This window comes from Butyricicoccus sp. AF35-5AC (assembly GCF_003477715.1).
Classification (GTDB): domain Bacteria; phylum Bacillota; class Clostridia; order Oscillospirales; family Butyricicoccaceae; genus Agathobaculum; species Agathobaculum butyriciproducens.
Genome location: NZ_QUDX01000001.1, coordinates 153,354 through 178,555, shown reverse-complemented (window position 1 = coordinate 178,555; position 25,202 = coordinate 153,354). Strand labels below are relative to the sequence as shown.

Below are 25,202 nucleotides of genomic sequence, written 5' to 3'. Positions count from 1 at the left end.
TAGAGTGAGTCTAGAAAAAATATTCAGGAGGAAAACTATGTATATCGAGAACATCAACGGTCCCGCTGACGTGAAGAAGCTGAACATTAAGCAGATGACCGTGCTTGCGTCCGAAATACGTGATGCACTGCTGACCAAGCTGAGCCGTCACGGCGGCCATTTCGGCCCGAATTTCGGTATGGTAGAGGCAACCATCGCACTGCACTATGTCTTCGAGTCCCCGAAGGACAAGTTTGTATTCGACGTTTCCCACCAGTCCTATCCGCACAAGATGCTGACCGGCCGCAAGGACGCTTTTCTCTACGAGGAGCACTACGACGACGTTTCCGGCTACAGCAACCCGCACGAGAGCGAGCACGACCATTTCACCATCGGCCACACCTCCACCTCGGTCAGTCTGGCCTGCGGTCTGGCCAAGGGCCGCGACCTCAAGGGTGAGGACGGCAACGTGGTCGCTATCATCGGCGACGGTTCGCTCAGCGGCGGCGAAGCGCTCGAAGCACTCAACTATGCGGCAGAACTGGACGGCAACCTGATCATCCTCGTCAACGACAACGATATGTCCATCGCGGAGAATCATGGCGGTCTGTATCAGAACCTGCGCCTGCTGCGCGAGACGGGCGGCAAGGCCGAGTGCAACCTGTTCCGTGCGATGGGTCTGGATTACCGCTTTGTAGCCGACGGCAACGATATTGCTTCGCTGATCGAGGTATTTAAGGCCGTAAAGGACAGCAGGCAGCCGGTTATTGTGCATATCGTCACCCAGAAGGGCAAGGGCTACGCGCCTGCCGAGCAGCACAAGGAGGCATGGCACTACTGTGCGCCGTTCCATCCGGAGACCGGCGAGCCGCTGATGGACATGAGCGGCGAGTGCTATGAGAGCATTACGCTCGACTTTATGATGAAGAAGATGCAGGATGACCCGTCTGTGTGCATGATCACCTCGGGTACGCCGACCGTGCTCGGCTTCACCGAGGTGATGCGTAAGAAGGCAGGCAGGCAGTTCATCGACGTAGGCATTGCCGAGGAGAACGCGGTTGCACTGGCGTCCGGTATCGCAGCAAACGGCGGCAAGCCGGTCTACGGCGTGTACAGCACGTTCATTCAGCGCGCTTATGACCAGATTTCGCAGGACCTGTGCATCAACAGCAACGCAGCTACCATTACCGTTGCGTGGGGCTCGGTTTACGGCATGAACGATGTAACGCATCTCGGTCTGTACGACATTCCGATGCTGGCGAACATCCCCAATCTGGTTTATCTGGCGCCGACTACCAAGGAAGAATATCTGGCGATGCTCGACTGGAGCATTGAGCAGAACGAGCACCCGGTCGTTATCCGCATGCCGGGCGGCGCACTGGTTTCGGACGGAAAGGCTGTTACCAAGGACTTCGGCAGGCTGAACACCTACGAGGTTAAAGAGAAAGGTACCCAGGTTGCCGTAATCGGTCTGGGTTCGTTCTACCCGCTCGGCGAGCAGGCGGCGGCGCTCATCAAGAAAAAGACCGGCGTACAGCCGACCCTTATCAACCCGTACTATATCACCGGCGTGGATACTGACCTGCTCGAGAGCCTCAAGGCGGAGCACGATGTGGTCATCACCCTCGAGGACGGCGGCTTCGGTGAGAAGATTGCGCGTTTCTACGGTGACTCTGACATGAAGGTACTGAACTTTGGTCTCAAGAAGGAGTTCCTCGACCGCTATGACGCAGACGAGGTACTGAAGGACAATCACCTCACCGCAGAACAGATTGCGGAGGATGTGGAGAAGGTTCTCTAAAAATCGCGCGTAAGCGCGCATAAAATAGCATTTGCTCTGCAAATGCAAGAAAACCGAGGACATGCGCCACGCAGCGCGGCCAAAAAAAGCCGCGCAAGGATAGCGTTCGGTTTTTTTACATCTGGAGGGAGAAAGTTTCTGAATAGGAACTTTCGGACGACTTTGGAACGGCTCACGGTCCGTTCCTGCTTGTCGGCGGAACCGTGGTTCCGCGACAGCCCAAACGTGAAAGGCTTCGGAGCAATGCTCCGAAGCCTTTCGCGCTGTATGTCAAGTTTGGGGAGGTTTATGCCAGTCCAAGCTCCTTTACGCGAGCCTGTGCCGCTGCCAGACGTGCGATCGGCACGCGGAACGGCGAGCAGGAAACGTAATTCAGACCAACATTGTGGCAGAACTCGACGGAGGACAGGTCGCCGCCGTGCTCGCCGCAGATGCCGAGCTTGATGTCCGGACGGGTGCGCTTGCCTTCTGCAACAGCGAAGCGGATCAAGCGGCCTACGCCGTTCTGGTCCAGACGAGCGAACGGATCGGACTCGAGGATCTTCTTGTCGAAGTAAGTCTCCAGAATGCGGCCCACGTCATCACGGGAGAAGCCGTAGGTCATCTGGGTGAGGTCGTTGGTGCCGAAGGAGAAGAACTCCGCTTCCTTGGCCACATCGCCTGCGGTGACTGCGGCACGCGGCGTCTCGATCATCGTGCCGACCATATACTTCATCTTCAGACCGGACTGCTCGATCAGCTCGTCAGCCTTAGCCTTGATAACCTTCTTTACAAAGCGCAGCTCATTGACCTCGGATACCAGCGGAACCATGATCTCCGGCGTGATATGCAGGTCGTCTTCCTTCCAGACGTTGATAGCTGCGGATACGATAGCCTCGGTCTGCATCTCGGCGATCTCCGGATAGAGAACGTCCAGACGGCAGCCGCGGGTACCCAGCATCGGGTTGAACTCGTGCAGGCTTTCTACCTTGCCCTTGAGCTTGTCGAAGGATACGCCCATCTCATCGGCCAGCTCCTTGATCTCGTCATCCTCGTGCGGGAGGAACTCATGAAGCGGCGGGTCAAGCAGACGGATGGTAACCGGCAGGCCGCCCATCGCGCGGTAAATTGCCTCAAAGTCGCCGCGCTGCATAGGCAGGATCTTGGCCAGAGCCGCCTTGCGCTGCTCGAGCGTATCGGAAATAATCATCTCACGAACCGCCTTGATGCGGGCCGGCTCGAAGAACATATGCTCGGTACGGCAGAGGCCGATGCCTTCTGCGCCGAACTTGCGGGCCTGCGTTGCATCACGCGGGGTATCGCCGTTGGTGCGAACGTGCAGGGTGCGAATCTCGTCAGCCCAGCCCATGAAGCGGCCGAAGTCGCCGGTCAGCTCAGCCTCCTGCGTTGCGATCGCGCCGAGGTATACGTTGCCGGTGGAGCCGTCGAGCGAAATAACGTCACCCTCGTGCACTACCGTGCCGTCGGCAAAGGTCAGGGTCTTATCCTCTTCGGAAACCTTGATGCCGTTTACGCCTGCTACACAGCAGGTGCCCATGCCGCGGGCTACTACGGCTGCGTGCGAGGTCATGCCGCCGCGGGCGGTCATGATGCCTTCGGATACGGCCATGCCGTCGATATCCTCCGGAGAGGTCTCCTGACGGACAAGGACAGCCTTGATGCCGGTCTTGTGGGCCTTAGCTGCATCATCTGCGGTGAAGTAAACCGCGCCGCAGGCTGCACCGGGCGATGCCGGCAGACCGGTGGTGATCGGCGTAGCTGCCTTGAGAGCTGCCGGATCGAACGTCGGGTGCAGAAGTGCGTCAAGCTGCTTTGCCTCGACCTTCATAACCGCCTGCTCCTTGGTGCAGACGCCTTCGTCCACCAGATCAACCGCTACCTTGAGCGCTGCCTGTGCGGTGCGCTTGCCGTTACGGGTCTGCAGCATGTAGAGCTTGCCGTTTTCGATGGTGAACTCCATATCCTGCATATCGCCGTAATGCTTCTCAAGACGGCTGGAAATGTCAACAAACTGCTGATAAACCTCCGGCATGGTATCTGCCAGCGCAGAGATCGGCTGCGGGGTGCGGATGCCGGCTACAACGTCCTCGCCCTGTGCATTCATCAGGAACTCGCCGTACAGCTTCTTTTCGCCGGTGGCCGGGTTGCGGGTGAAGGCTACGCCGGTGCCCGAGGTCTCGCCCATATTGCCGAATACCATGGACTGTACGTTTACAGCAGTGCCCCAGCTGTGCGGGATGTCGTTCATACGGCGGTAGGTGTTCGCACGCGGATTATCCCACGAGCGGAATACCGCGCGGACAGCCTCCATCAGCTGCTTCTTCGGGTCCTGCGGGAAATCTTCGCCGAGGGACTTCTTGTAGTGATCCTTGAACAGAACGATCAGCTCGGACATATCGTCCGCGTCCAGTTCATTATCCATCTTAACGCCCTTTTTGTCCTTTACCTGGTCGATAAACTGCTCGAAGGTGGACTTAGGCAGCTCCATAACAACGTCAGAGAACATCTGAATGAAACGGCGGTAGGAATCGCGTGCGAAACGCGGGTTATTGGTCAGCTTGGCAACTGCTTCGCAGATCTCGTCGTTCATGCCGAGGTTAAGGATGGTATCCATCATGCCGGGCATGGATGCGCGCGCACCCGAGCGAACGGATACGAGCAGCGGGCGCTCGGGATCGCCGAGAGTCTTGCCGGTGGTCTTTTCGAGCTTATCGAGGTACTCCAGAATCTGATCCTGAATATCCGGATAAATAGTCTTGCCGTCCTCATAATAACGGGTGCAGGCCTCGGTGGTGATGGTGAAACCCTGCGGCACAGGCATGCCCAGTCCGGTCATTTCAGCCAGATTGGCACCCTTGCCGCCAAGCAGCTCACGCATTTTTCCGTTGCCCTCCGGGAACATGTAAACATACTTTTTCATTTGGGTATTTCCTCCGTTTCGATTGATGCTCTCTCTAATACTCATTCTCTTTATCACGCAAGCACATTATAGCACGTTAGCGGTGAAATATTCCATTGTAGTATTATACCGATTTCCCACGAATATATTGTGCACTTTGACCAATTATGTATTTTTAACCAAAACTCAAACGTTTGCGTAAAATCCATCTTTTTAATTTATCAGAAATTTTGTCCGATTTTTATTTTATCTTTTCCTGTTTTTCTCGATTTTTACGGTGTTTTGGGCGTAAATACGTTTCATGCCCATCAGCCTTCATTTCATTAGGCGTAATGCACAAATTCCTGCAAAGAAAATCGGCGGTCTGAGGCAGACCGCCGATGGAAGCGAAGGAATTGCTGGAAACCACGACACTGATCGCAGGGATGCCGTCGTAGCTGGTCTCGTAGAGCTTGACCGAATACGGATACGTCGAGGACGAGGTGAACGAGCCGCCGGTGAACTGGTAGAAGGTATTTTCGCCCAGTGCGGCATAGTAGCGGAGCAGAATCTTGTCGCCGGCTTCTACCTCTCCCCTGTCGTAGTAGTAGGTGGTCGTGGTGCCCTCCCGGATGGTGCCAAGCAGCGCAACACCGGTCACCGTGCCGAAATCCGGCACCGGATAGTGCTTGCTGTAGCAGCGCGACGCATCCGGCTTGTGGTTGCGGTTATACTCGCCGGGAGAGTACGCCGTACCGTCTCCGATCAGGTTGTTCAGGTAGCGGATCGGCACCGAGTAAGACGGTACGCCGCCGGAATGGCTGCTGACCGTAATGCCGACAACCTTGCCCTCATCGTTGATGAGCGCACCGCCGGAATTGCCGCTGATGACCTGCGCCGTGCTTTCGATCATCGGTGCAAGGTAATCGTCGTTTTCCGGGTCGGTCACCTTACCGGTCGTGACCGTTGCGGCGCCGCCGCCCGGGTAACCAAGCGCGTAGACCGTGTCGCCTTTCTCGACCTCGGTGGTAACACCGAGGTACGGCAGCGTGCTGCCGACTACACGGATATGCGCGATGTCCGCGTCCGCGTCAAAGTTGTAGATCGTGACCTCACGCTTGGTGCCGTCGTACATCTCGGCCACAAGGCGGTAAACGCCGTTGACAAGGTGTCCGCAGGTCACCGCGTCGCCGCGTGCGCTGAGCACAACGCCGCTGCCGATGCCGAGGATGTTGTTCTTGTAATCGTAGGCGTACAGCTTGAAAATCGCCGGTACACAGGCACTGAACACCTCGTCCGCCGTCATGCCGATATGTGCTTCCACAGTAAATCTCTGCCGCAGATCCGGCTTTGCCATACGAGTGACGATAGCCGCAACCTCGCTGCGGCGAATGTTGGTGTTCGGCTTGAAATCATGCGCGTTGTTGCTGCCCGTGAGCACGCCCGCCCGGTACAGACGGTACACATCAGCGGCATAGCCTGCCGACATGTCCACATCCGCAATCGCACCGTCCGCAATGTCGTTGATCGCGGTCAGGGCGTCCTCCGGCAGCGCGTTTGCAAAGATGGACGCAAACTGTGCTCGGGTCGCCGGCTGATCGTAATCCGCATAAGTCGTGTTAATAATACCATTTTCCAATGCATACGTCACATACGGCTGATACCACGGACGAACTTTGTCAAAATCCGCACTGCCGCTGACATAGGTGCTGTGCAGACACGCCGCCAGCTTGATCGCCTGTGCGATCGTCAGGTTGCTGTTCGGCTTGAACTGGGTGGCGTTTACGCCGTCCACCAGCTTGTATTCATACGCCGCCTGAACATTCTGCGCGTACCACTCGGTTGAGGGCACGTCGGTGAACTGTCCGGCAGGATATGTTGTTTTCGAGGTAAAGTTTTCATATCCCGCAAAAGCCGCAGGCAGCATGCCGACCATCAGCGCAGCCGCTGTGATCAGACTGAGCAATCGTTTTTTCACGAATTGCATTCCTCCCTTTTGAGGCGTGGGTTTGTGGATTGGGATACAGGGCCGCAGAGCGACCCTGTACTTCTTTCTTGATGATACACCAAAACCGTGAGGAATTGGTGAATTTTCTGTGAAATCAGTTCTCGTAAGCGGCTACGATCTCGCCGATATACATGGTGTGGTAGTCGTGATCGCCGTACCACTTGTCCTGCACTTCCTGAGCCATATCGTCCGGTGCGATGTCGGTCACACCGCGCTTGCGGCAGATGAGTACCAGCTCAGCCTCCTCGAAGGTCGGCTGACCCTCTACGAATACCGGCGTCAGGCCGCTCTCGTGCATCTTATCCATATCACGGCCGGACTTGGAGCCGAGGGTGTTCAGTGCCTGACGGTTGCCGTCCTTGAGCACGGTCAGGGTGAAATACTCGCCTGCGTCTACAAACTCCTTGGTGAAGCGGCTCTTGCGGATATAGCAGGTCGCACTCGGCTTGCCCCACATAACGCCTACGGCGCCCCAGCTTGCAGTCATGGTGTTCCACTTGTCCTCGGTACCTGCGGAAATCAGCATCCACTTCTGACCGATCAGGTCGAACGGATTGAAAGACTTTTCGGCAATGTTGATCTTCTTCATGATATGTTACCTCCTGAGAGATTTGTTTAGCAAATTGAGCATTGAAAATGGAGAATGAAGAATTATGGAACGGCACAAAGTGCCGGATTCAATACGCGCTTCGCGCGCAAAGATAGCGTTCATTTTCCATTACTGCTGCTTGTCGAGCGGCATTGTGCGGCGCAGTTTCATCTCCTGCCAGTCCTCACGCGAGATGAGGATCTGACGCGGCTTGGAGCCTTCGGATGGGCCGATGATACCGCGGTCCTCGATCTGGTCGATGATACGCGCGGCACGCGAATAGCCCAGCTTCAGACGGCGCTGCAGCATGGATGTGGATGCCTGACGGCAGTCCATGATGACCTCGATGGCTTCCTCGATGAGTTCATCCTCATCGTCGCCCAAATCGTTCGTGCCGCTGCTGCCGCCGCCCTTGTTATTGCCCACCTGCTCGGCCTGCTGCTCGATGTGCTCAAGGATCTCCTCGCTATACTCGGCGGTGCTGGTCTCCTTGATGCGGGCAATAACAGCTTCGATCTCCTCGTTGGAGATGAAGCAGCCCTGTACACGGGTCGGCTTGCCCTCACCGAGCGGCGCATACAGCATATCACCCTTGCCGATCAGCTTTTCTGCGCCGGTCGTGTCCAGAATGATACGGGATTCGATCTGGCTGGCTACCGCAAACGCGATACGCGACGGGATATTTGCCTTCATAATACCGGTGATAACGTCAGCCGACGGACGCTGCGTTGCTACAACAAGGTGCATGCCTGCGGCTCGTGCCTTCTGTGCGATACGGCAGATGGAGTTCTCGACTTCCTTGGCGGCGACCATCATCAGGTCAGCCAGCTCGTCGATCACGATGACGATCTGCGGCAGCACCTGATACTGCTCGGGATGACCGTCCTCGGTCTGCTCGGCTTTGGCCTTTTCGGAACGCATGAGGTCGTTATAGCCGACCAGATTGCGCACCTGATGGTCTGCGAACAGCTTGTAGCGGCGTTCCATCTCACCGACTGCCCAGTTGAGCGCACCGGCGGCCTTTTTCGGATCGGTAACGACCGGAATCAGCAGGTGCGGAATGCCGTTATAGTTGCCCAGCTCGACCATCTTCGGGTCCACCATGATCAGGCGGACTTCCTCCGGCGTGGACTTGTACAGCAGCGAGATCAGCATGGAGTTGATGCACACCGACTTACCGGAGCCGGTGGTGCCGGCAATCAGCATGTGCGGCATCTTGGCAATGTCACCAATGACCGGCTTGCCGGTGATGTCCTTGCCAACGGCAAAGGACAGGCGGCTTTTCGCATTCGCGAACGCCGGAGAGCCGATACACTCGCGGATAAAGACGGTATTGACCGTCTTGTTCGGCACCTCGATGCCGACCGCGACCTTATCCGGGATAGGCGCGATACGCACGTTCGCCGCGCCGAGCGACAGCGCAATATCGTCCGCCAGTGCGGTGATGCGCGAGATTTTGATGCCGCGCGGGATGGTCAGCTCAAAGCGGGTGACCGACGGTCCGCGGACAATGCCGATGATCTGTGCCTCGATGTTGAACGAGTCGAGCGTATCGAGCAGGCACGCCGAGCTTTCGCGCAGCTCGGTCTCCGCACCGGCTACCGAAGCGTGCCTGCCCTGCGTCAGCAGGTCGATCGGCGGGTAGTCGTACACCGGCGCGGGAGCCTTCTGGCTCTCGTCGATCTGCTCGTTCATGGCCGCCTGCTCGATTTCCGAGATGTTCTCGGTCTTTTTCGGCTTGGATGCCGGTGCGGGAGCCGCCTCATGCTCGGGCTCCGGCTCGGAAACGTGCGCCGGTTCTTCCTCCGGCTGCTTGTTTTCGACCAGATCCATAATACTTCCGGCCTTTTTCTTCACGTTATCGCGCAGTGAGCGCAGATATTCGTCCGGCGCGATTGCCTTGCCGTGACGCTTGTTCGGGTCGATCAGTTCCTCGCCCGGCTTATCCTCTCCGGGCGGATCGGCGTCGATCGGGATGTCAAAGTCGGATTTACGGTGCGCACGGCGCTCTTCTCGGCGCTGTGCATGCGCAGCTGCCGCTTCGTGGATGTTCGGCAGCTGAACAGGCGCTTCGTAGCGCTCACGCTCCTCCTCATCCTCGTATTCATACTCAGGCGGACGAACCATGTCGTACAGCGCCTGCGGCGTGATGCGACAGGCCACCAGCAAAGTCACGATGAACAGCACCAGCAGGATGAGCAGTGCGCCGATGGACGAGAGCGCCCACTCGAGCAGGATGTACAGACCGCCGCCCAGCAGACCGCCGGACGAGCCTTCCATACCGGTAGAGAGCAGACCGCTGAGCGTGCTCATGGACAGGTCGTACTCATTTGCACACGAAAAGGCGTGAATGATACTGCCGATCAGCAGCGGCATGAGCGCGATACACGTTCCGCGCAGACGCACAGGACCCTTGGGACGCGCAAACAGCAGCACGGCGATGCCGATCAGCGCAAACGGCATGACATACGCGCCCTTGCCGATGAGCGCACCGATGCCGCGGTGCAGCCACTTGAGCAGCACGCCGTCGATCGGCAGGATCGACAGCAGGCACAGCAGACCGACAATGCCCCAGATCGCGCCCCAGACCGGACGGGACAGGATCGGGCCGAGTTCCTCCGGCTGCGGCTGTGCCGCACGCTTGCCCTTGGGTGCGCTTTTCGTCGATTTTTTAGTTGTGGTTTTCCTTGCAGCCAAAACTTTTATCCTTCAACTTTCTTTGTGATTCAATCTGACGGCGTTCTGCGCCGTTTTTCCGCTTTCTGCGGATACTCTGCAAGTATATTATAGCATAGAAATCCGATTTTTACCACTGTTTTTCCGGAAAACAGCGGCCGGTCTGCTCGTTTAGCCGTTCTCCGCGATGATGCGGTCGATGGCTGCTGCTACGCCGTCCTGTGCGTTGGTGAGCGTCTCGCGCAGGCACAGATTTTTAACGGCTGCGCTTGCGTTTCCCATCGCAATCGGGAGGGCTACGGCGTTCAGCATTTCGAGGTCGTTTTCGCTGTCGCCGATGGCCGCGGCGTGGTCGAGGTCGGTGCCCAGCTCTCGGCACAGCATGCCGAGAGCAACGCCCTTGTCCGCGGCCGGCGTGATGACCTCGAGGTTGTCAGCCGCGCTGCTCATCACGCGGATACCCGGAATCTGTTCCAGTTGCGCACGGGCGCGCACGAGCATGACCGGGTCATGGCTGCGGATGAACATTTTATCGACCGAAACATGGTTTGTGGCAATATATTCCGCAACAGACGGCACAACCTTTTTCGAGCTTAAATAGCCTTCATTCGACTTATATTTGCCAAATTCAATATCATCATACGGGGTAATGAGCAGCGTCTCTCCTGCATACACCATTGTGATCATGCCGATGCGCTCCACCACGGCAGACGCACGCACAGCAGCTTCCCACGGCATGGACATGCGCATGGTGCAGCGCTCCTGCGACACGCTCGACAGCGTCGCGCCGCCCGAGGTGACCATCTGGTCATCCGTGCCGAGCATGAGTGCAAAGTCGCGTGCCTCACCGCAGATTCGTCCGGTGGAGACCACAACATGAATACCGCTCTCGCGGGCACGGCGCACGGCATCGGCGGTCGCCGGAGAGACCTGATTCTGCGGATTGAGCGCGGTTCCGTCTAAATCGAGCGCGATAAGGTCGATTTTTTTCATCTTCTTTCCTCCTGATACTGGCGCTGCTGCGCCGCATATTTCCCATCTTATTCAGCATACCGCAGCTGGGCAAAAATTGCAAGCAAATAAAAAATCGAACATTTGTTCTTGACAAATTCGGATTTTGCTCCTATTCTATGGCTCATCGAAAGGAGGTGAGGCCATGTGCAGCGAAAACGAAAAGCCGGATCAGCTGATCCGCATGCTGTACGACATCGCAGACGATGCGGAAGCACCCGCGAACAGCCGGCTCAGCGCGATCAAGGAAATCCTCGACCGGACGGTCGGCAAGGGCGTGATGCTGGGCGGCGAGCAGACCGAAGCTCAGCCAGTGGAGATCGTGTTTCGGATCGTAGACGATACGAATTCCCCGTAACACGGCGGCAGGCGGCGTTCATGCAGTCGGACACGCTTGAAACGCTGTTCGGCGGCGCGGCAGGCGGCGGCAAAAGCCACGGTCAGCTGCTCGATGCTTTGCGGTTTGCGGTGTGCTATCCGGGTTCACGGCAGCTCATGCTGCGAAGGACCATGCCGGAGCTGGAGCGCTCGCTTGTACCGGCGGCTTTGCGGCTGTATCCGCAGTGCATTGCAAAGTACAAGGTGAGTGAGCACCGGTGGGATTTTGCAAACGGTTCAGCGCTGGAATTCGGGTACTGCGACGCGGAAAGCGACGTGACCAGGTACCAGAGCGCGGAATACGATGTCATCCGGTTCGATGAGCTGACACATTTCACCGAAAGCCAGTTCACCTATCTGCTGTCGCGTATCCGCGGCACGAACGGATTCCCCAAGCAGGTCAAGGCGACGACCAATCCCGGCGGTGTCGGTCACCAGTGGGTGAAGAGCCGTTTTATCGACTCCATGCCGCCGGACACCGTGCGCGAGTTCGACGGCGGCACGCGGCTGTTTCTGCCCGCAAGACTGGGTGACAACCCGTTTCTCCGCAAGGCGGATGCAGGCTACGAGAAACGCCTGAAGCTGCTCTCTCCCACCGATCGGAAAGCACTGCTCGACGGCGTGTGGGAACTGAACGAGGGACAGTATTTCAGCGAATTTTCGCGCGACCTGCATGTTGTAAAGCCGTATGCCATCCCGCATGACTGGCGGCGCTGCCTGACCATTGACTACGGTCTGGACATGCTGGCAGCGCTATGGATTGCGCAAAGTCCGGACGGACACAGCGTGGTCTACCGCGAGCTCTACCGTCCGGGACTCATCATTTCGGATGCAGCGGCGCAGATACTTGCCTGTGAGACGGCCGGAGAACACATTGACTGCCGTCTCGCGCCGCCCGATCTGTGGAACCGACGGCAGGAAACCGGCAGAAGCGCGGTAGAGCTGTTCGCGGACAGCGGACTGGATTTTGTTAAAAGCAGCAATGAACGCGTCGCCGGATGGCTGGCGCTGCACGAGCTGCTCATGCCGCGCAAGGATACGGACGGCGCCGTTCGTCCCAGACTGACGATTTTCGACACCTGCCGCAATCTGATCCGCACGCTGCCTGCACTGCAGCACGACAAACGCAATCCGTCCGACACAGCGAACACGCCGCACGAGCTGACCCATGCGCCGGATGCGCTCCGCGGGTACGCCGCGACCGTGTACGAGCCGGTTAAGGCTGTCCCTCAGTCAGCGTATGACTGCGAGGTAGGCGAATTTCTCAGGTTTTAGCACAGCAAAGGAGGATTTGATGGAAATTTTATGTTACACGCTGTCTGCGGCGATACTGGTCCTGACCGGTGCAATCATCTCCGGCGGTGTGGTTCTGCCGCGGCGTTTGCCAAAGGAGCACACGGCAGAATCTACGCCGGAGGATACGCTCAGCCGCGATCTGGCGGCGCTGATGAACTACGGACGAGAGGAGGACAACGATGAAATTTGATCCGTCACCGACGGCAATCTGGAAGAAATATGAGCGCGACCGCGACTACAAGCGCTCAATCGGTTTATACGACCGTGTTCGGCGCAACGAGGCGTTTTACCTCGGCAGGCAGTGGGAGGGGCTGCGCGTGCAGTCGCTCGACCCGCTGATCTTCAACGTGCTGCGCCGCTGCGTCAACCTGTTTGTGGCCATGCTGGTCTCCGACGATGTGGCGGTACGCGCCCAGCCGTTTGACATGGATGAGGACGGGCGGCAGACCGCGCATGTGCTCGAACGCGCGTTTGCATCCGCGATCGAGCGTTCGGGTGTCAAGGCACTCGGCCGCCCGCTGCTGAAAAACGCCTGTGTGGACGGTGATGCTTGCTTCTACATGCACTTTGATCCGGCGCTTGAGACCGGTCAGGCGGTTAAGGGCGATATTGCGGTGGAGCTGATCGATTCCACGAACATCTGCTTCGGCAACGCCGCCTGCGATGAGGTACAGCGCCAGCCGTACATTATCATTGCCATGCGGCGCGATGCGGACGAGGTGCGCCGCGAAGCGCGGGAGAACGGACTCTCCGCGGACGAGATCGAAGCCATCCGGCCGGATGACAGCGGCGAATACCACCGTTACCGTACCTCGGCGGACGGCGAGCGCGTGACCTTACTCCTGCACATGCGCAGGACCGAGAACGGCATTGCCTTCTGCAAGACCACGCGGAATGCCGTTGTCATGCCCGAAAAGGTGCTTCCCTATCGGCTGTATCCGGTGACGCATCTGTGTTGGAACCGCGTGCGCGGCTCGTGCCACGGCGAAAGTCCGCTGACCGAGGCCATTCCGAACCAGATCGCCATCAACAAGCTGTACTCGATGTACGTCCAGTGCATCAAGCAGGTGGCGTTCCCTAAGATCGTGTACGACATGACGCGGTTCCCGAACGGCTGGTCGAATGACGTCGGCAAGGCAATCGGCATGCGCGGCAACCCGAACGACGCCATCGCGGCGGCGTTCCGTGCACCGGATATCTCGGCGCAGGTGCTGCAGCTGCTCAAGCAAATGATGACCGATACCGCGGAACTCATGGGCGCAAGCGAAGCCGCACTCGGCACGGTCAATCCGGACAACACCTCGGCAATTATCGCGGTGCAGAACGCAACGGCGGCTCCGCTCGAGCTGACAAAAATGGAGTTCTACCGCTTTACCGAAGACTGGGCGCGCGTGTTTCTCGATCTGATGGGCGCTCACTACGGTGTGCGCACGCTCGTTCTGCCGAACGAGGACGGCGGCGAACCCGAAAAATGCACGTTCGACTTCTCCGCACTCGCCGGACAGGACATGCGCCTGCAGGTGGATGTCGGCGCGGCAAGCTACTGGTCCGAAACCATGCAGACGATGACAAACGATCATCTGCTGGAGAGCGGCGTTATTTCCGACCCGCTCGTATATCTGGAAAACGTACCGGATTATCAGGTACGCGGCAAACACGACCTGCTGCACGCACTCCGCGTACAGCAACAGCAGCAAAAGGAGGCAAACAATAATGCAGAAAACCACAGTGAATCCCAATCCTGAGCAGGAAATGACGGTCAATCCGTTCGCGCAGGAGCAGGCGGCGGAAATCCAGCCGCAGGAAAATGCACAGACCTATCCGGTCGAGGTGGATGGCGATATCGTCGAACTGACGCTCGAAGAGCTGATTGACGCAGCCGCACAGGGACTTTCCAAGCGCAACGCGTACATTCGCCGCAACCGCGCGGCAAACGCCATGCCGAACGGCCAGATCTACGCCGCATTCGTCGAGGAATATCCCGATGTCCGTCCCGAGGACATTCCGCAGCAGGTATGGGAGTGGGCGCAGCAGGAAGGCTCGCTCGTATCCGCGTACCGCAAGTGGGAGATTGCCGAGTTGAGAGACGAACTCGCCGCCCTCGAGATGAACCAGAAGAACCGCCGTGCGGCGGTCGGTCCGGCGCAGTCGGACGGGGAACCCACGGGAGCGGATCCGGTCACCCTCGCTTTGCTCGGCAAGTAACATTCTCATTACTTCACGATTTAACATTTATATAGGAGGTAAATTTTTATGGCTATCAATCTCGCAAGCAAGTATTCCGACCAGATTGCGGAGGTATTCACCCGTGCGTCCTTCATCAAGGGCAAAACCGCGGAGACGTATGACCTGACCGGCGTGAAAACGCTCAAGGTTTACACCCCGATCACGGTGGAGGAGGTCGATTACGACCGTGACGGCGGTCTCAAGCGCTACGGCGATGTGACCGAAATGCAGGACGTGGTGCAGGAACTGACCATGACGCAGGACAAGGCGTTCACCCTGACCATCGACAAGGGCAACAACCTCGATCAGAATCTGGTCAAGAACGCCGCCGACATGCTGCGCCTGCAGCTGAATGAGAAGTCCACGCCGGCGGCGGACAAGTACGCATTCAAGCGCTTTGTCACCATGGCGGGCAGCATTGTGGAAAGTGCAAAGCCGACCAAGGCGAATATCATCAGCAAGATTGCGGATGCGTCGCAGGCACTTGACGATGCGCTTGTGCCGGACGACAACCGCTATCTGTACCTGACCAGCGAAATGTACAAGCTGGTGTGCACCTCGGACGAGTTTGCCGGTGTGGACGTGCTGGCGCGTCAGTCCATCGCCAAGGGCGTGTGCGGCGAGGTATTCGGCATGAATGTCGTCCGCGTTCCCAAGAGCTATCTGCCGGAGGACGTGTACTTCCTCGTTGCACACAAGGATGCCGTGCTCATGCCGTACAAGATCGCGGATGCCAAGGTGCACGAGGACCCGGTCGGCGTATCCGGTGCGCTGATCGAGGGCCGTCACTACTACGACGCGTATGTGCTCGGCGCAAAGTGCGGCGGCGTATATGCACTGGTCGATGAGGACTGCCGCTCGAGCGCACCGACCATCAGCCAGGGCAAGATCACCGCGTTCGGCAAGGTGCGCTACACCCTGGACGGCTCGGATCCGCGCTACTCGGATTCCGCGAAGGATTATGTTGCCGGCACCGTGCTGACGCCTGAAACCGGCTGCAAGATCCGCGCATACTGCGTGCAGTCCGGCGCGTATCCGTCCGAGGTAGCGGAAGGCTAAATTCAAATAGCAGATAAGAGTTAGGAGTGAGGATATAGGAGTTTTTCTTCGTTTACTTCTCACTCCTTCTCCTAACTTCTCACTGTATCCAATGAACCCATCACAAAGGAGGTAACCCTATGACCGGAACCGAATGCTTTCGTGCAGCGCTGAATATTTTATCCGAAACACCGGACAGCGGCGTGTATTACGAGCAGTTTGCGCTCGGTGCGCTCAACCAGCTGTTAGCGAACAGCCTGCGCGAGATGAACGCAGAACGTGCGTCTGACGGCAAAGACGTGCTGCTTGTGCCGCCGCGCATGACGGCGCTGACCGAGGAGCTGCCCGCCGGCGACTGGCTGGCGCGCGAATGTTTTCCGTACGGACTGGCGGCGCTGCTTGTCGCGGATGACGACAAGGCCAAGTTTAACTGGGCGGCAACCGAGTACAGCGAACGCCTGCTGAGTCACTGTCCCGCGCAGTTTACCGCCGTGCAGGAGATGATTTAATGCGAAGCTATGAATTTCCCTATCCGGAGGCCGAGCAGCAGACCGTGGTCAGCCGGTTCGGCGGCATCGACTGCCGCACGCATCCGACCAAGGTTTCCCTCTCCCGCTCGCCGGATATGCAGAACATGATCTGCGACCAGAACGATTTTCTGGTAAAGCGCACCGGATGGCGCACACAGGCGCAGTTTAACGCACCCATCTACGGGTTATTCGCCATGCCGGACGGTGTGGGCTGTGCCGTTCATGCGGGTGCAAAGCTGTATTTTCGGGCGCCGGACGGCACGCAGACCGAGCTGTGCGCAGACATGAACGAGGCGTTTTCCCAGTCGTTTACGATGAAGGGTGTACTCTATCTGATGGACGGCAAAACCTATCGTGCGGTGCGCAAAAGCAGCAAAAATACGGCCTGGGAAGCCGTTTCCGTATCCGGCACAGCCTATGTGCCGACCACGACCATCTCTGCGGCGCCGACCGGCGGCGGCACCAGCTACGAGGCAGTAAATCTCTTGACGCCTAAGCGCATCAACACCTTTATCGGGGACGGCACGGCGACCCAGTTCAAGGTGGACGCGACCGACCTCGACGCAACAGCTGTCACGGCTGAGGTAAACGGCTCGGCGGTTACCGTTTCGGCGGTCAACCGCTCGACCGGTCTGGTAACGCTGGCCGCTGCTCCGGCAAACGGAAACGGTCTGGCAAATGTGTCCATCGCGTTTGCCAAAACCGTCAGCGGGCATGCGGACAAGATCAACAAATGCCGCTTTGCCGGGCTGTACGGCGGCAAAAACGACACGCGCGTGTTCCTCTCCGGCAACCCGGACGAGCCGGACTGTGACTGGCAGAGCGGCCTATACGACCCGACCTACTTTCCGGACACCGGCTACACCCGCATGGGCACGGACGCATCTGCGATCGTCGGCTATCTCAAGCAGTACGAAAGTCAGGTCGTGGTCAAGTCCGGCGGCGCACAAGAGGCGACCAGCTATCTGCGCACCTACATGATGGCGGATGACGGTTCCGCGCTGTATCCGCTCAAGCAGGGCGCGCAAGGTGAAGGCGCGATTTCGAGCCGCTGCTTCGCCGTGCTGAACGACCTGCCGCTGTATCTCTCGGCAAGAGGTGTGCAGGGCGTGTACGGCACCGCCGTTGCCGAACAGCGGACGATCCGCTCGGTATCCGATGCCATTGTGCCGAAATTATCGCAGGAGGCCGACCTCCAAAACGCCTGTGCGGTGGTATTTGAGGGCAAATATTATCTGGCAGTAAACGGACACATTTATGTCGCGGACGGCTCTCTGACCGAGGAAAACGGCGATCCGGCGTGGTTTTTCTGGGTCAATGTGCCTGCACAGTGTCTGGCGGTGCTGAACGGTCAGCTGTGGTTCGGCACGGCAGACGGCCGGCTGTGCCGCTTTGCCAAAAGCGAGGAGGAGCACGCCTATCTTGATGACACGGCGGCGATTGCCGCGTACTGGCGCACGCCTACCCTGCCGCTCTCCGACTGGAGCCGCTTCAAGACCGTGCGGGACGTGATTCCGACGCTCATGCCGCATTCGCGCTCGGGCGCGACCGTGCAGTACGAGAACGAAAACGGTGCCCAGCTTGCGCTTTCCCGCAATATGGACCTGTTTTCCTTCCGCACACTGGATTTTTCGCGGTTCTCCTTCCGGTGCATTCCGGGTGCGGTGACGTACCGCACCCGATGGAAGCAGCACCGCAGTCCGCTGTTTGCCGTGCGCATCGGCAACGACCGGCCGGATGAGCCGTTTGGTCTGCTCGCGCTCACCATCCGCTGGACACAGGGTCAGACCGTAATTTAGAAAGGAGGATTCCCCTTTGGCAATCATCAAATCAACTTCCACACGCCGAACATCAACGATAAAGTCAACCGCATCCAAGTCCACTTCGACTAAGACGGCGACAAGCAAATCGACGTCGAGCAAGTCCTCCGGCACGCTCAATTCCAATGGCTACCGCGACAATTTTGACTACTCGGCGGCGATCGCCGGCACGACTGATTCAGCGAAACGCCAGCAGCTGCTGAGCGAACGCCAGAACAAGATTGACTCACTCGGTCTCGGCGGCAAGGTTGCATCCAACGACGCGGTTTCGACGTGGAACGGCACCTACCGTCCGTACTCGGTTTCAAGCACAACAACCGGTGCAAACCGCGTCAGCAGCCTGTATGATGCGGCGGAAAATGCCCGTTTCAAGCGATTTGAGACCGCCCGCAGCCGCATTGCAAGGCAGCTGGAGAGCAATCTCGCATCCATCGAGAACGACTACGCCGCCGGTATGCGTCAGACCGATATCAATGCCCGACAGTCCGCAGTGAATAACGAGGAAAAGCTGGCGGCGCTCGGACTTAACATGGGCGCACGAGAGCAGGCGACCACCAGCGGCATGGCGGAGACCAGCCGTATCGCGGTGGACAACCGGTACCGCAGCGACCTGAATGCGCTCGGCCAGGCGCGTCTGTCCGCGCGTGCGGCGGCGCAGAATGCTGCCGATGAACAGACCGCAGCCGCCGAGAGCAGCTACTATACCGCATCGGAAAATGCAGCGCTCCAGCAGGCACAGGCGGCGCTGAGCCAGTTTAACGCCGACCGCGATTACGGCTTGTCCGTAGCCGGTCTGACCGGCTTCCTGAACGGCACGCCGACACTGAACTGGCGCAATTATCAGCTGAATGTCAGCAGTGCGGCGGCGAATGCACAGACCCGTGCCTACGAGCAGGCGCTTGAGCGCTGGAAAACCAGCGGCTACGTACGGCAGGGTGACGCGGCGATCCTCGGTGTGCCTGCCGGAACGCCGACCGCCGATGTCAGCTACAAGAACGCAGCACTTGCGCTGCAGCGATGGAAGAACGGCTACGGCGGTTGATTTTCTCAAGTCGCGTCTATCCGAAAAAACAAATCACCTCTGCACACAAGGTGCAGAGGTGATTTATGATAAAGAAATGAAAATGTGAGCAATTTTAACCAAAACAGCCAGATTCTCCGTTTCAGCACAGAGAATTCGCTATGTTACTGCAGTTATGATAGCACAGGTTTGTCCGTCCGTCAACCCAAGCGCAAGAATTTACTATATATTCGCAAGAAATTTCTATATAAAAAGGCTCAATCATTACATCAGAAATCCTTCATCCCACAGCTTTTATGATTGAGCCATAAAAAAACCGCACGCAAAAGCGTGCGGTTTTCTCATATTGCAGTAACGGTAAGGACGGAGACTTACTTGTTCTTCAGGTTGAAGAAAGCCTTCTTGCCCAGGAACTGTGCAACATCCTCGCCCAGCTCTTCCTCGATGCGGAGCAGCTGATTGTACTTTGCAACGCGGTCGGTACGAGACGGAGCACCGGTCTTAATCTGGCCAGCGTTCAGTGCAACAGCGATGTCAGCAATGGTAGCATCCTCGGTCTCGCCGGAACGGTGGGATACAACTGCAGTGTAGCCGGCACGGTTAGCCATCTGGATAGCATCCAGGGTCTCGGTCAGGGAGCCGATCTGGTTAACCTTGATCAGGATGGAGTTAGCAACGCCAAGCTCGATGCCCTTGGACAGACGAGCGGTGTTGGTTACGAACAGGTCGTCGCCAACCAGCTGGATCTTGTCGCCCAGAGTCTTGGTCAGCATAGCCCAGCCTTCCCAGTCTTCCTCTGCCATGCCGTCCTCGAGGGAGATGATCGGGTACTTCTCAGCGAAGTTCTTCCACATCTTAACCAGCTGCTGCTGAGTCAGCTTCTTGCCGGACTTCGGCTGGATATAGCACTTCTCCTCGTCGTTCCACCACTCGGAGGAAGCAGCGTCGATCGCGATCATGAAGTCCTCGCCCGGCTTGTAGCCAGCTTCTTCGATTGCCTGAACGATAACCTTCAGAGCATCCTCGTCCTTCTTCAGGTTCGGAGCGTAGCCGCCCTCATCGCCTACACCTGCTGCCGGAGTGCCGTTCTCCTTCAGGGTGGTCTTCAGCTGATGGAATACCTCTGCACAGCGGCGCAGAGCCTCGCGGAAGGACGGAGCGGAAACCGGCATGATCATGAATTCCTGAATCTCAACGTTGTTGGTAGCGTGTGCGCCGCCGTTCAGGATGTTCATCATCGGCATCGGCAGGGTCTTAGCGTTGCAGCCGCCGATGTAGTTGTACAGCGGCAGACTCAGAGCCTCTGCAGCAGCCTTGGCAACAGCCAGGGATACGCCGAGGATAGCGTTTGCGCCGAACTTGGTCTTGTTCGGGGTGCCGTCAGCCTCGATCATAGCCTTGTCGATTGCCTGCTGGTCGAGAGCGTTCATGCCGATAACAACCTCAGCGATCTCGCCGTTTACAGCGTCAACAGCCTTGAGTACGCCCTTGCCGTTGTAGCGGGACTTGTCGCCGTCACGCAGCTCGCAAGCCTCGAAGATACCGGTGGAAGCACCGGACGGAACAGCAGCGCGGCCCATGTATGCGCCGGTGTCGCCCTCAACGTAAACCTCAACCTCAACGGTCGGGTTGCCGCGGGAGTCCATAACTTCGCGGCCGATTACATCAACAATTTCAATGTAGCCCTTCATAATTCTTTCTCCTTCTTATTATAAAATAAAATGGTTGGCTAACGAAACAGCAAAAATCACATTTTTGCTGCGCCGCGCGCACGCGGCGATAAAATTCCCCATAAAAGTCCAGCTCTGCCGGACTTTTATACCACTGCTCCGGGACGCGTGTCCCGAACCGTCTTTGCCGTGCAAAGATGAGGGGGATATCCGAAAAAGTTTCCTTGGGAACTTTTTCGGTATCTAAGGGGGACAGCGTCCCCCTTGGAGACTTACTTAACAAGCAGACTGTGACCCGTCATCTCTGCAGGCTGCGGAATGCCCATCATATCCAGCATGGTGGGAGCCAGATCAGCCAGTACGCCGCCGTCTGCCAGCTTGCCCTCGTGACCGACCATTACAAGCGGCACCGGGTTAGTGGAGTGTGCGGTGAACGGAGTCACACCATCAGCGTCGAGCATCTGATCGACGTTGCCGTGGTCGGCAGTGATCAGGCACTGGCCGCCCATCTTGAGGATGGCGTCAACGACCTTGCCTACGCCGTCATCGGTAGCCTCAATCGCCTTTACGGCAGCCTCGAATACGCCGGTGTGACCTACCATATCGCAGTTTGCGAAGTTGAGGATAACAACGTCGTACTTGCCGGACAGGATGCGCTTTACGCACTCCTCGGTAACGGCAGGCTCGCTCATCTCCGGCTGGAGATCATAGGTTGCAACCTTCGGGGACGGGATCAGAGCGCGATCCTCGCCCGGATACTCCTTCTCAACGCCGCCGTTGAAGAAGAACGTAACGTGTGCGTACTTCTCGGTCTCGGCAATGCGGAGCTGGGTCATACCCAGATCGGAGATATATTCGCCGAACGTGTTCTTCAGGCTCTGCGGCTTGAAGGCGATTTCCACGCCCGGAATAGTAGCATCGTACTGCGTCATGCAGACGTAGTGAATCTTAGGCTGTACGCGCTCAAAGCCGGTGAACTCCGGATCAACGAATGCACGGGTGATCTCACGTGCACGGTCGGGACGGAAGTTTGCGAAGATGATCGCGTCGTCATCCTTGACGGTCGCGCCCTCGGTAACGATAACCGGAACAACGAACTCGTCGGTTACGCCGTTTGCGTAGGACTGCTCCATGGCCTCGTGTGCGGTAGCAGCGTGCTCGCCCTCGCCGAGTGCAATGGCGTTGTACGCCTTCTGCACACGATCCCAGCGGTTATCACGGTCCATTGCATAGTAACGGCCGGATACGGTTGCGATGCAGCCGACCTCGACAGCGTCGATCTTGGCCTGCAGGCGGTCGATATACTCAATACCGGACTGCGGCGGCGTGTCACGGCCGTCCATGAAGCAGTGGAAGCAAACCTTGCGCAGACCATTGCGGCGTGCCAGCTCGAGCAGCGCGAACATGTGGTCAATGTGGGAATGCACACCGCCGTCAGACAGCAGACCGAAAATGTGCAGGGTGGAATCGAACCACTTGCACTGGTTGATAGCGCTCATCAGAGCCGGATTCTCGAAGAAATCGCCGTCCTGGATGGCCTTAGTGATGCGGGTCAGCTCCTGATATACAATGCGGCCTGCACCGATGTTGGTGTGGCCAACCTCGGAGTTGCCCATCTGGCCGTCCGGCAGACCAACGTCCAGACCGGATGCACCGATATAGGTGAGCGGGTTCTCTGCGAAAATCTTATCGAGATTCGGCTTTTTAGCAGCCTCGATGGCGTTGCCCTTGGTCTCCTCGCGGTGACCGAAGCCGTCCATGATGATCAGAGCGGTCGGCTTCTTCGGGCCCTCTGCCTTCTTGGCAGCAGCGGTGGCTGCCTTGGGCTTGCGGCCGCGCTTTGCTGCCGGCTTTTTCTCCTCGGCAGTCTTAGCAGCGGTCTTGCGAGTACGCTTTGCCGCCGGCTTTTTTGCAGGAGCCGGATCTGCCAGAACATTAACCGGTGCGGAAGTCTTGATCTCGACTACCTCTACCTCCGGCATGCCCGGCATAGTGGTTTTTTTCATACTGATAAAACTCCTTTACAGAAGCGAACGATAAGAGAATAAAAGGGGACACGATATGCACCATGTCCCCCTCCGCAAAACGGTGAGGGAGCGTTTCCCTTTCCCGTATCCTTATCTTACTGGTTAGCTGCTTCTACGATGGTAGCGAAGTCAGCGCTCTTCAGGGAGGCACCGCCGATCAGGCCGCCGTCAACGTCCGGCTGAGCCAGCAGCTCGGAAGCGTTCTTCGCGTTCATAGAACCGCCGTACTGGATGGTGATGCCGCGTGCAGCGCGTGCGCCGTACTTCTCGCGCAGGCAGTCACGGATAGCGGAGCAAACCTCGTTAGCCTGCTCTGCGGTAGCGGTCTTGCCGGTACCGATTGCCCAGATCGGCTCGTAAGCGATAACGACCTTCTTGATGTCCTCAACAGCTACGTTCTGCAGAGCGATCTTGATCTGCTTGCGGATAACTTCCATGGTAACGTCCTGCTCGCGCTCGGTCAGAGACTCGCCTACGCACAGGATCGGGCGCAGACCGTTCTCAAGAGCGACCTGAACCTTCTTGCCGCAAGCCTCGTCGGTCTCGTTGAAGTACTGACGGCGCTCGGAGTGGCCGATGATAACGTACTTAACGCCCAGCTCCTTGAGCATGTCAGCGGAGATCTCGCCGGTGAACGCGCCGGACTTCTCGAAGTGCATGTTCTCAGCGCCGATTGCAATCTTGGAGCCCTTAGCAGCCTTTACAGCAGCCTGAATATCGGTAAACGGTACGCAAAGAACCATCTCGCACCACTTGGTCTTGGACAGGAGCGGCTTCATCTCTTCGATCAGAGCCTTTGCCTCTGCCGGAGTCTTGTTCATCTTCCAGTTGCCGGCGATAATGGTCTTACGATATCTGCGATTCATGTTGGTTTTACCCCTTTCAAACATTCGGACGGACATTTCCGTCTTAAATCTTTATGTATTTATACGGAGCGCTCAACAGAACGCGCTCCGATATAAAGCGTTCCTAATGGACTTACTTGTCCTGCAGGCATGCGATGCCCGGCAGCTCCAGACCCTCGAGGAACTCCAGAGAAGCGCCGCCGCCGGTGGAGATGTGGGTCATCTTGTCAGCAAAGCCCAGCTTCTCAACAGCAGCTGCGGAGTCGCCGCCGCCGATGATGGAAACAGCCTTGCTCTCAGCGATTGCCTTGGCAACAGCCTTGGTGCCGACTGCGAAGGTGTCAAACTCGAATACGCCCATCGGACCGTTCCAAACAACAGTGCCTGCGTCCTTGACAGCCTCGGAGAACAGCTCTACGGTCTTCGGGCCGATGTCCATGCCCATCATGTCAGCCGGGATCTTGCCAGCCTCGTATACGACCGGAGCAGCGTCCGCGCCGAAGTGATCTGCACAAACGGTATCAACCGGCAGAAGCAGCTTAACGCCCTTGTCAGCAGCCTTCTTGAGCAGGCCAAGTGCCAGCTCGATCTTGTCTTCCTCACAGAGAGAGGTACCGATCTCGCCGCCCTTTGCCTTGGAGAAGGTGTAGGCCATGCCGCCGCCGATGATGATGGTGTCGCACTTGTCGATCAGGTTCTCGATAACGCCGATCTTGTCGGAAACCTTAGCGCCGCCCAGGATTGCAACGAACGGACGAGCCGGGTCGCTCAGAGCCTTGCCCATGATGGAGATTTCCTTCTTGATCAGGAAGCCGCATACAGCCGGCAGGTAATCTGCGATGCCTGCGGTGGAAGCGTGTGCACGGTGTGCGGTGCCGAATGCGTCGTTGACGTAAATGTCAGCCATGTCAGCCATAGCCTTTGCCAGTGCAGCGTCGTTCTTGGTCTCGCCCTTTTCAAAGCGAACATTCTCAAGCAGAACGACCTCGCCCGGCTTAACCTCAGCGGCCAGCTTCTTAGCGTCCTCGCCTACAACGTCCTTTGCCAGCTTGACTTCCTTGCCAAGCAGCTCGCTCAGGCGCTTAGCGACCGGAGCCAGCGAATACTTCATGTTTACTTCGCCCTTCGGACGGCCGAGGTGCGAGCACAGGATTACAGCAGCGTTGTGATCCAGCAGGTAGTTGATGGTCTCCAGCGAAGCACGGATGCGCTTGTCGTCGGTGATGTTGCCGTTCTCGTCCTGCGGTACGTTAAAATCGCAGCGGGCAATTACCTTCTTGCCGGATACGTCGATATCCTCAACGCTCTTCTTGTTATACTGCATAAATATCCCTCTCCTTTAAGATGTATTATAAAGTTACGATAAGGAACAAAAGCACGGTTGTTATTACTACAATAATTCCGTTTCC

Annotated in this window: 19 protein-coding genes; 10 read left to right on the top strand and 9 right to left on the bottom strand. The window is 57.6% G+C overall.

The features are described 5' to 3' along the window. Positions 1-37: 37 nt before the first annotated feature. Positions 38-1,780 (top strand): 1-deoxy-D-xylulose-5-phosphate synthase, encoded by a 1,743-nt coding sequence (locus DWZ82_RS00795; protein ID WP_118478092.1) that lies wholly within the window; start codon positions 38-40, stop codon positions 1,778-1,780. 286 nt (positions 1,781-2,066) lie between these two features. Here the strand turns inward: DWZ82_RS00795 and ppdK are convergent, their stop codons facing one another. The 5 genes from ppdK to DWZ82_RS00770 form a co-directional block, all read right to left on the bottom strand. Next, complete coding sequence (gene ppdK, locus DWZ82_RS00790) at positions 2,067-4,700, bottom strand: pyruvate, phosphate dikinase (protein ID WP_118478090.1); 2,634 nt, start codon at positions 4,698-4,700, stop codon at positions 2,067-2,069. 220 nt (positions 4,701-4,920) lie between these two features. Next, positions 4,921-6,636, bottom strand: a complete 1,716-nt coding sequence (locus DWZ82_RS00785; protein WP_158575045.1) for a trypsin-like peptidase domain-containing protein — start codon at positions 6,634-6,636, stop codon at positions 4,921-4,923. A gap of 124 nt (positions 6,637-6,760) precedes the next feature. Further along, a complete protein-coding gene (locus tag DWZ82_RS00780) occupies positions 6,761-7,255 on the bottom strand; it encodes a flavin reductase family protein (protein ID WP_118478086.1) in 495 nt (164 codons plus the stop codon). A gap of 129 nt (positions 7,256-7,384) precedes the next feature. After that, positions 7,385-9,952, bottom strand: coding sequence for a DNA translocase FtsK (locus DWZ82_RS00775; RefSeq protein WP_118478084.1), 2,568 nt, complete (start codon positions 9,950-9,952; stop codon positions 7,385-7,387). 150 nt (positions 9,953-10,102) lie between these two features. Further along, positions 10,103-10,924 carry a Cof-type HAD-IIB family hydrolase gene (locus DWZ82_RS00770; protein ID WP_118478082.1) on the bottom strand — a complete coding sequence of 274 codons (822 nt, stop codon included), beginning with the start codon at positions 10,922-10,924 and terminating at the stop codon, positions 10,103-10,105. A 163-nt stretch (positions 10,925-11,087) separates the two neighbouring features. Between DWZ82_RS00770 and DWZ82_RS00765 the strand changes: the two genes are divergently transcribed. The 9 genes from DWZ82_RS00765 to DWZ82_RS00725 all read left to right on the top strand — a co-directional run bounded on the left by DWZ82_RS00765 (position 11,088) and on the right by DWZ82_RS00725 (position 19,272). Next, positions 11,088-11,300 (top strand): hypothetical protein, encoded by a 213-nt coding sequence (locus DWZ82_RS00765; RefSeq protein WP_118478080.1) that lies wholly within the window; start codon positions 11,088-11,090, stop codon positions 11,298-11,300. A gap of 20 nt (positions 11,301-11,320) precedes the next feature. Continuing rightward, positions 11,321-12,595: a phage terminase large subunit gene (locus DWZ82_RS00760; RefSeq protein ID WP_117489716.1), complete on the top strand. Its 1,275-nt coding sequence runs from the start codon at positions 11,321-11,323 to the stop codon at positions 12,593-12,595. A 19-nt stretch (positions 12,596-12,614) separates the two neighbouring features. Next, a complete protein-coding gene (locus tag DWZ82_RS00755) occupies positions 12,615-12,806 on the top strand; it encodes a hypothetical protein (RefSeq protein ID WP_117489718.1) in 192 nt (63 codons plus the stop codon). Next, positions 12,796-14,361, top strand: a complete 1,566-nt coding sequence (locus DWZ82_RS00750) for a hypothetical protein (RefSeq protein ID WP_118478078.1) — start codon at positions 12,796-12,798, stop codon at positions 14,359-14,361. The genes DWZ82_RS00755 and DWZ82_RS00750 overlap by 11 nt, the downstream gene beginning before the upstream one ends. Then, positions 14,330-14,821, top strand: coding sequence for a hypothetical protein (locus DWZ82_RS00745; RefSeq protein WP_118478076.1), 492 nt, complete (start codon positions 14,330-14,332; stop codon positions 14,819-14,821). Before DWZ82_RS00750 ends, DWZ82_RS00745 begins: the two co-directional genes overlap by 32 nt. A gap of 48 nt (positions 14,822-14,869) precedes the next feature. Continuing rightward, positions 14,870-15,901: an FN3 associated domain-containing protein gene (locus DWZ82_RS00740; RefSeq protein ID WP_117751069.1), complete on the top strand. Its 1,032-nt coding sequence runs from the start codon at positions 14,870-14,872 to the stop codon at positions 15,899-15,901. Between the two features lie 119 nt (positions 15,902-16,020). Continuing rightward, the gene (locus DWZ82_RS00735) at positions 16,021-16,389 is read left to right on the top strand and encodes a hypothetical protein (protein ID WP_110435363.1); all 369 of its coding nucleotides are present in this window, start codon (positions 16,021-16,023) and stop codon (positions 16,387-16,389) included. After that, on the top strand, positions 16,389-18,209 hold the full coding sequence (locus DWZ82_RS00730; RefSeq protein ID WP_118478074.1) for a hypothetical protein: 1,821 nt from the start codon (positions 16,389-16,391) through the stop codon (positions 18,207-18,209). Before DWZ82_RS00735 ends, DWZ82_RS00730 begins: the two co-directional genes overlap by 1 nt. A gap of 16 nt (positions 18,210-18,225) precedes the next feature. Next, positions 18,226-19,272 (top strand): hypothetical protein, encoded by a 1,047-nt coding sequence (locus DWZ82_RS00725; RefSeq protein ID WP_118478072.1) that lies wholly within the window; start codon positions 18,226-18,228, stop codon positions 19,270-19,272. A 350-nt stretch (positions 19,273-19,622) separates the two neighbouring features. Here DWZ82_RS00725 and eno read toward each other — a convergent pair whose 3' ends face one another. From eno to DWZ82_RS00705, 4 genes are all read right to left on the bottom strand, one after another. After that, the gene (gene eno, locus DWZ82_RS00720; protein ID WP_117489732.1) at positions 19,623-20,942 is read right to left on the bottom strand and encodes a phosphopyruvate hydratase; all 1,320 of its coding nucleotides are present in this window, start codon (positions 20,940-20,942) and stop codon (positions 19,623-19,625) included. Between the two features lie 251 nt (positions 20,943-21,193). After that, on the bottom strand, positions 21,194-22,927 hold the full coding sequence (gene gpmI, locus DWZ82_RS00715) for a 2,3-bisphosphoglycerate-independent phosphoglycerate mutase (RefSeq protein WP_270554891.1): 1,734 nt from the start codon (positions 22,925-22,927) through the stop codon (positions 21,194-21,196). Positions 22,928-23,043: 116 nt separating this feature from the next. Continuing rightward, positions 23,044-23,814, bottom strand: a complete 771-nt coding sequence (gene tpiA, locus DWZ82_RS00710) for a triose-phosphate isomerase (RefSeq protein ID WP_110435367.1) — start codon at positions 23,812-23,814, stop codon at positions 23,044-23,046. Positions 23,815-23,926: 112 nt separating this feature from the next. Next, the gene (locus DWZ82_RS00705) at positions 23,927-25,117 is read right to left on the bottom strand and encodes a phosphoglycerate kinase (RefSeq protein WP_118360006.1); all 1,191 of its coding nucleotides are present in this window, start codon (positions 25,115-25,117) and stop codon (positions 23,927-23,929) included. Positions 25,118-25,202 lie beyond the last annotated feature (85 nt).

What these genes read in the sequence shown, in the direction of transcription:
- DWZ82_RS00795 (WP_118478092.1), top strand. Translation starts at nt 38, where the DNA reads ATGTATATCGAGAACATCAACGGTCCCGCTGACGTGAAGAAGCTGAAC.
- ppdK (WP_118478090.1), bottom strand. Translation starts at nt 4,700, where the DNA reads ATGAAAAAGTATGTTTACATGTTCCCGGAGGGCAACGGAAAAATGCGT.
- DWZ82_RS00780 (WP_118478086.1), bottom strand. Translation starts at nt 7,255, where the DNA reads ATGAAGAAGATCAACATTGCCGAAAAGTCTTTCAATCCGTTCGACCTG.
- DWZ82_RS00770 (WP_118478082.1), bottom strand. Translation starts at nt 10,924, where the DNA reads ATGAAAAAAATCGACCTTATCGCGCTCGATTTAGACGGAACCGCGCTC.
- DWZ82_RS00765 (WP_118478080.1), top strand. Translation starts at nt 11,088, where the DNA reads ATGTGCAGCGAAAACGAAAAGCCGGATCAGCTGATCCGCATGCTGTAC.
- DWZ82_RS00760 (WP_117489716.1), top strand. Translation starts at nt 11,321, where the DNA reads ATGCAGTCGGACACGCTTGAAACGCTGTTCGGCGGCGCGGCAGGCGGC.
- DWZ82_RS00755 (WP_117489718.1), top strand. Translation starts at nt 12,615, where the DNA reads ATGGAAATTTTATGTTACACGCTGTCTGCGGCGATACTGGTCCTGACC.
- DWZ82_RS00750 (WP_118478078.1), top strand. Translation starts at nt 12,796, where the DNA reads ATGAAATTTGATCCGTCACCGACGGCAATCTGGAAGAAATATGAGCGC.
- DWZ82_RS00745 (WP_118478076.1), top strand. Translation starts at nt 14,330, where the DNA reads ATGCAGAAAACCACAGTGAATCCCAATCCTGAGCAGGAAATGACGGTC.
- DWZ82_RS00740 (WP_117751069.1), top strand. Translation starts at nt 14,870, where the DNA reads ATGGCTATCAATCTCGCAAGCAAGTATTCCGACCAGATTGCGGAGGTA.
- DWZ82_RS00735 (WP_110435363.1), top strand. Translation starts at nt 16,021, where the DNA reads ATGACCGGAACCGAATGCTTTCGTGCAGCGCTGAATATTTTATCCGAA.
- DWZ82_RS00730 (WP_118478074.1), top strand. Translation starts at nt 16,389, where the DNA reads ATGCGAAGCTATGAATTTCCCTATCCGGAGGCCGAGCAGCAGACCGTG.
- eno (WP_117489732.1), bottom strand. Translation starts at nt 20,942, where the DNA reads ATGAAGGGCTACATTGAAATTGTTGATGTAATCGGCCGCGAAGTTATG.
- gpmI (WP_270554891.1), bottom strand. Translation starts at nt 22,927, where the DNA reads ATGAAAAAAACCACTATGCCGGGCATGCCGGAGGTAGAGGTAGTCGAG.
- tpiA (WP_110435367.1), bottom strand. Translation starts at nt 23,814, where the DNA reads ATGAATCGCAGATATCGTAAGACCATTATCGCCGGCAACTGGAAGATG.
- DWZ82_RS00705 (WP_118360006.1), bottom strand. Translation starts at nt 25,117, where the DNA reads ATGCAGTATAACAAGAAGAGCGTTGAGGATATCGACGTATCCGGCAAG.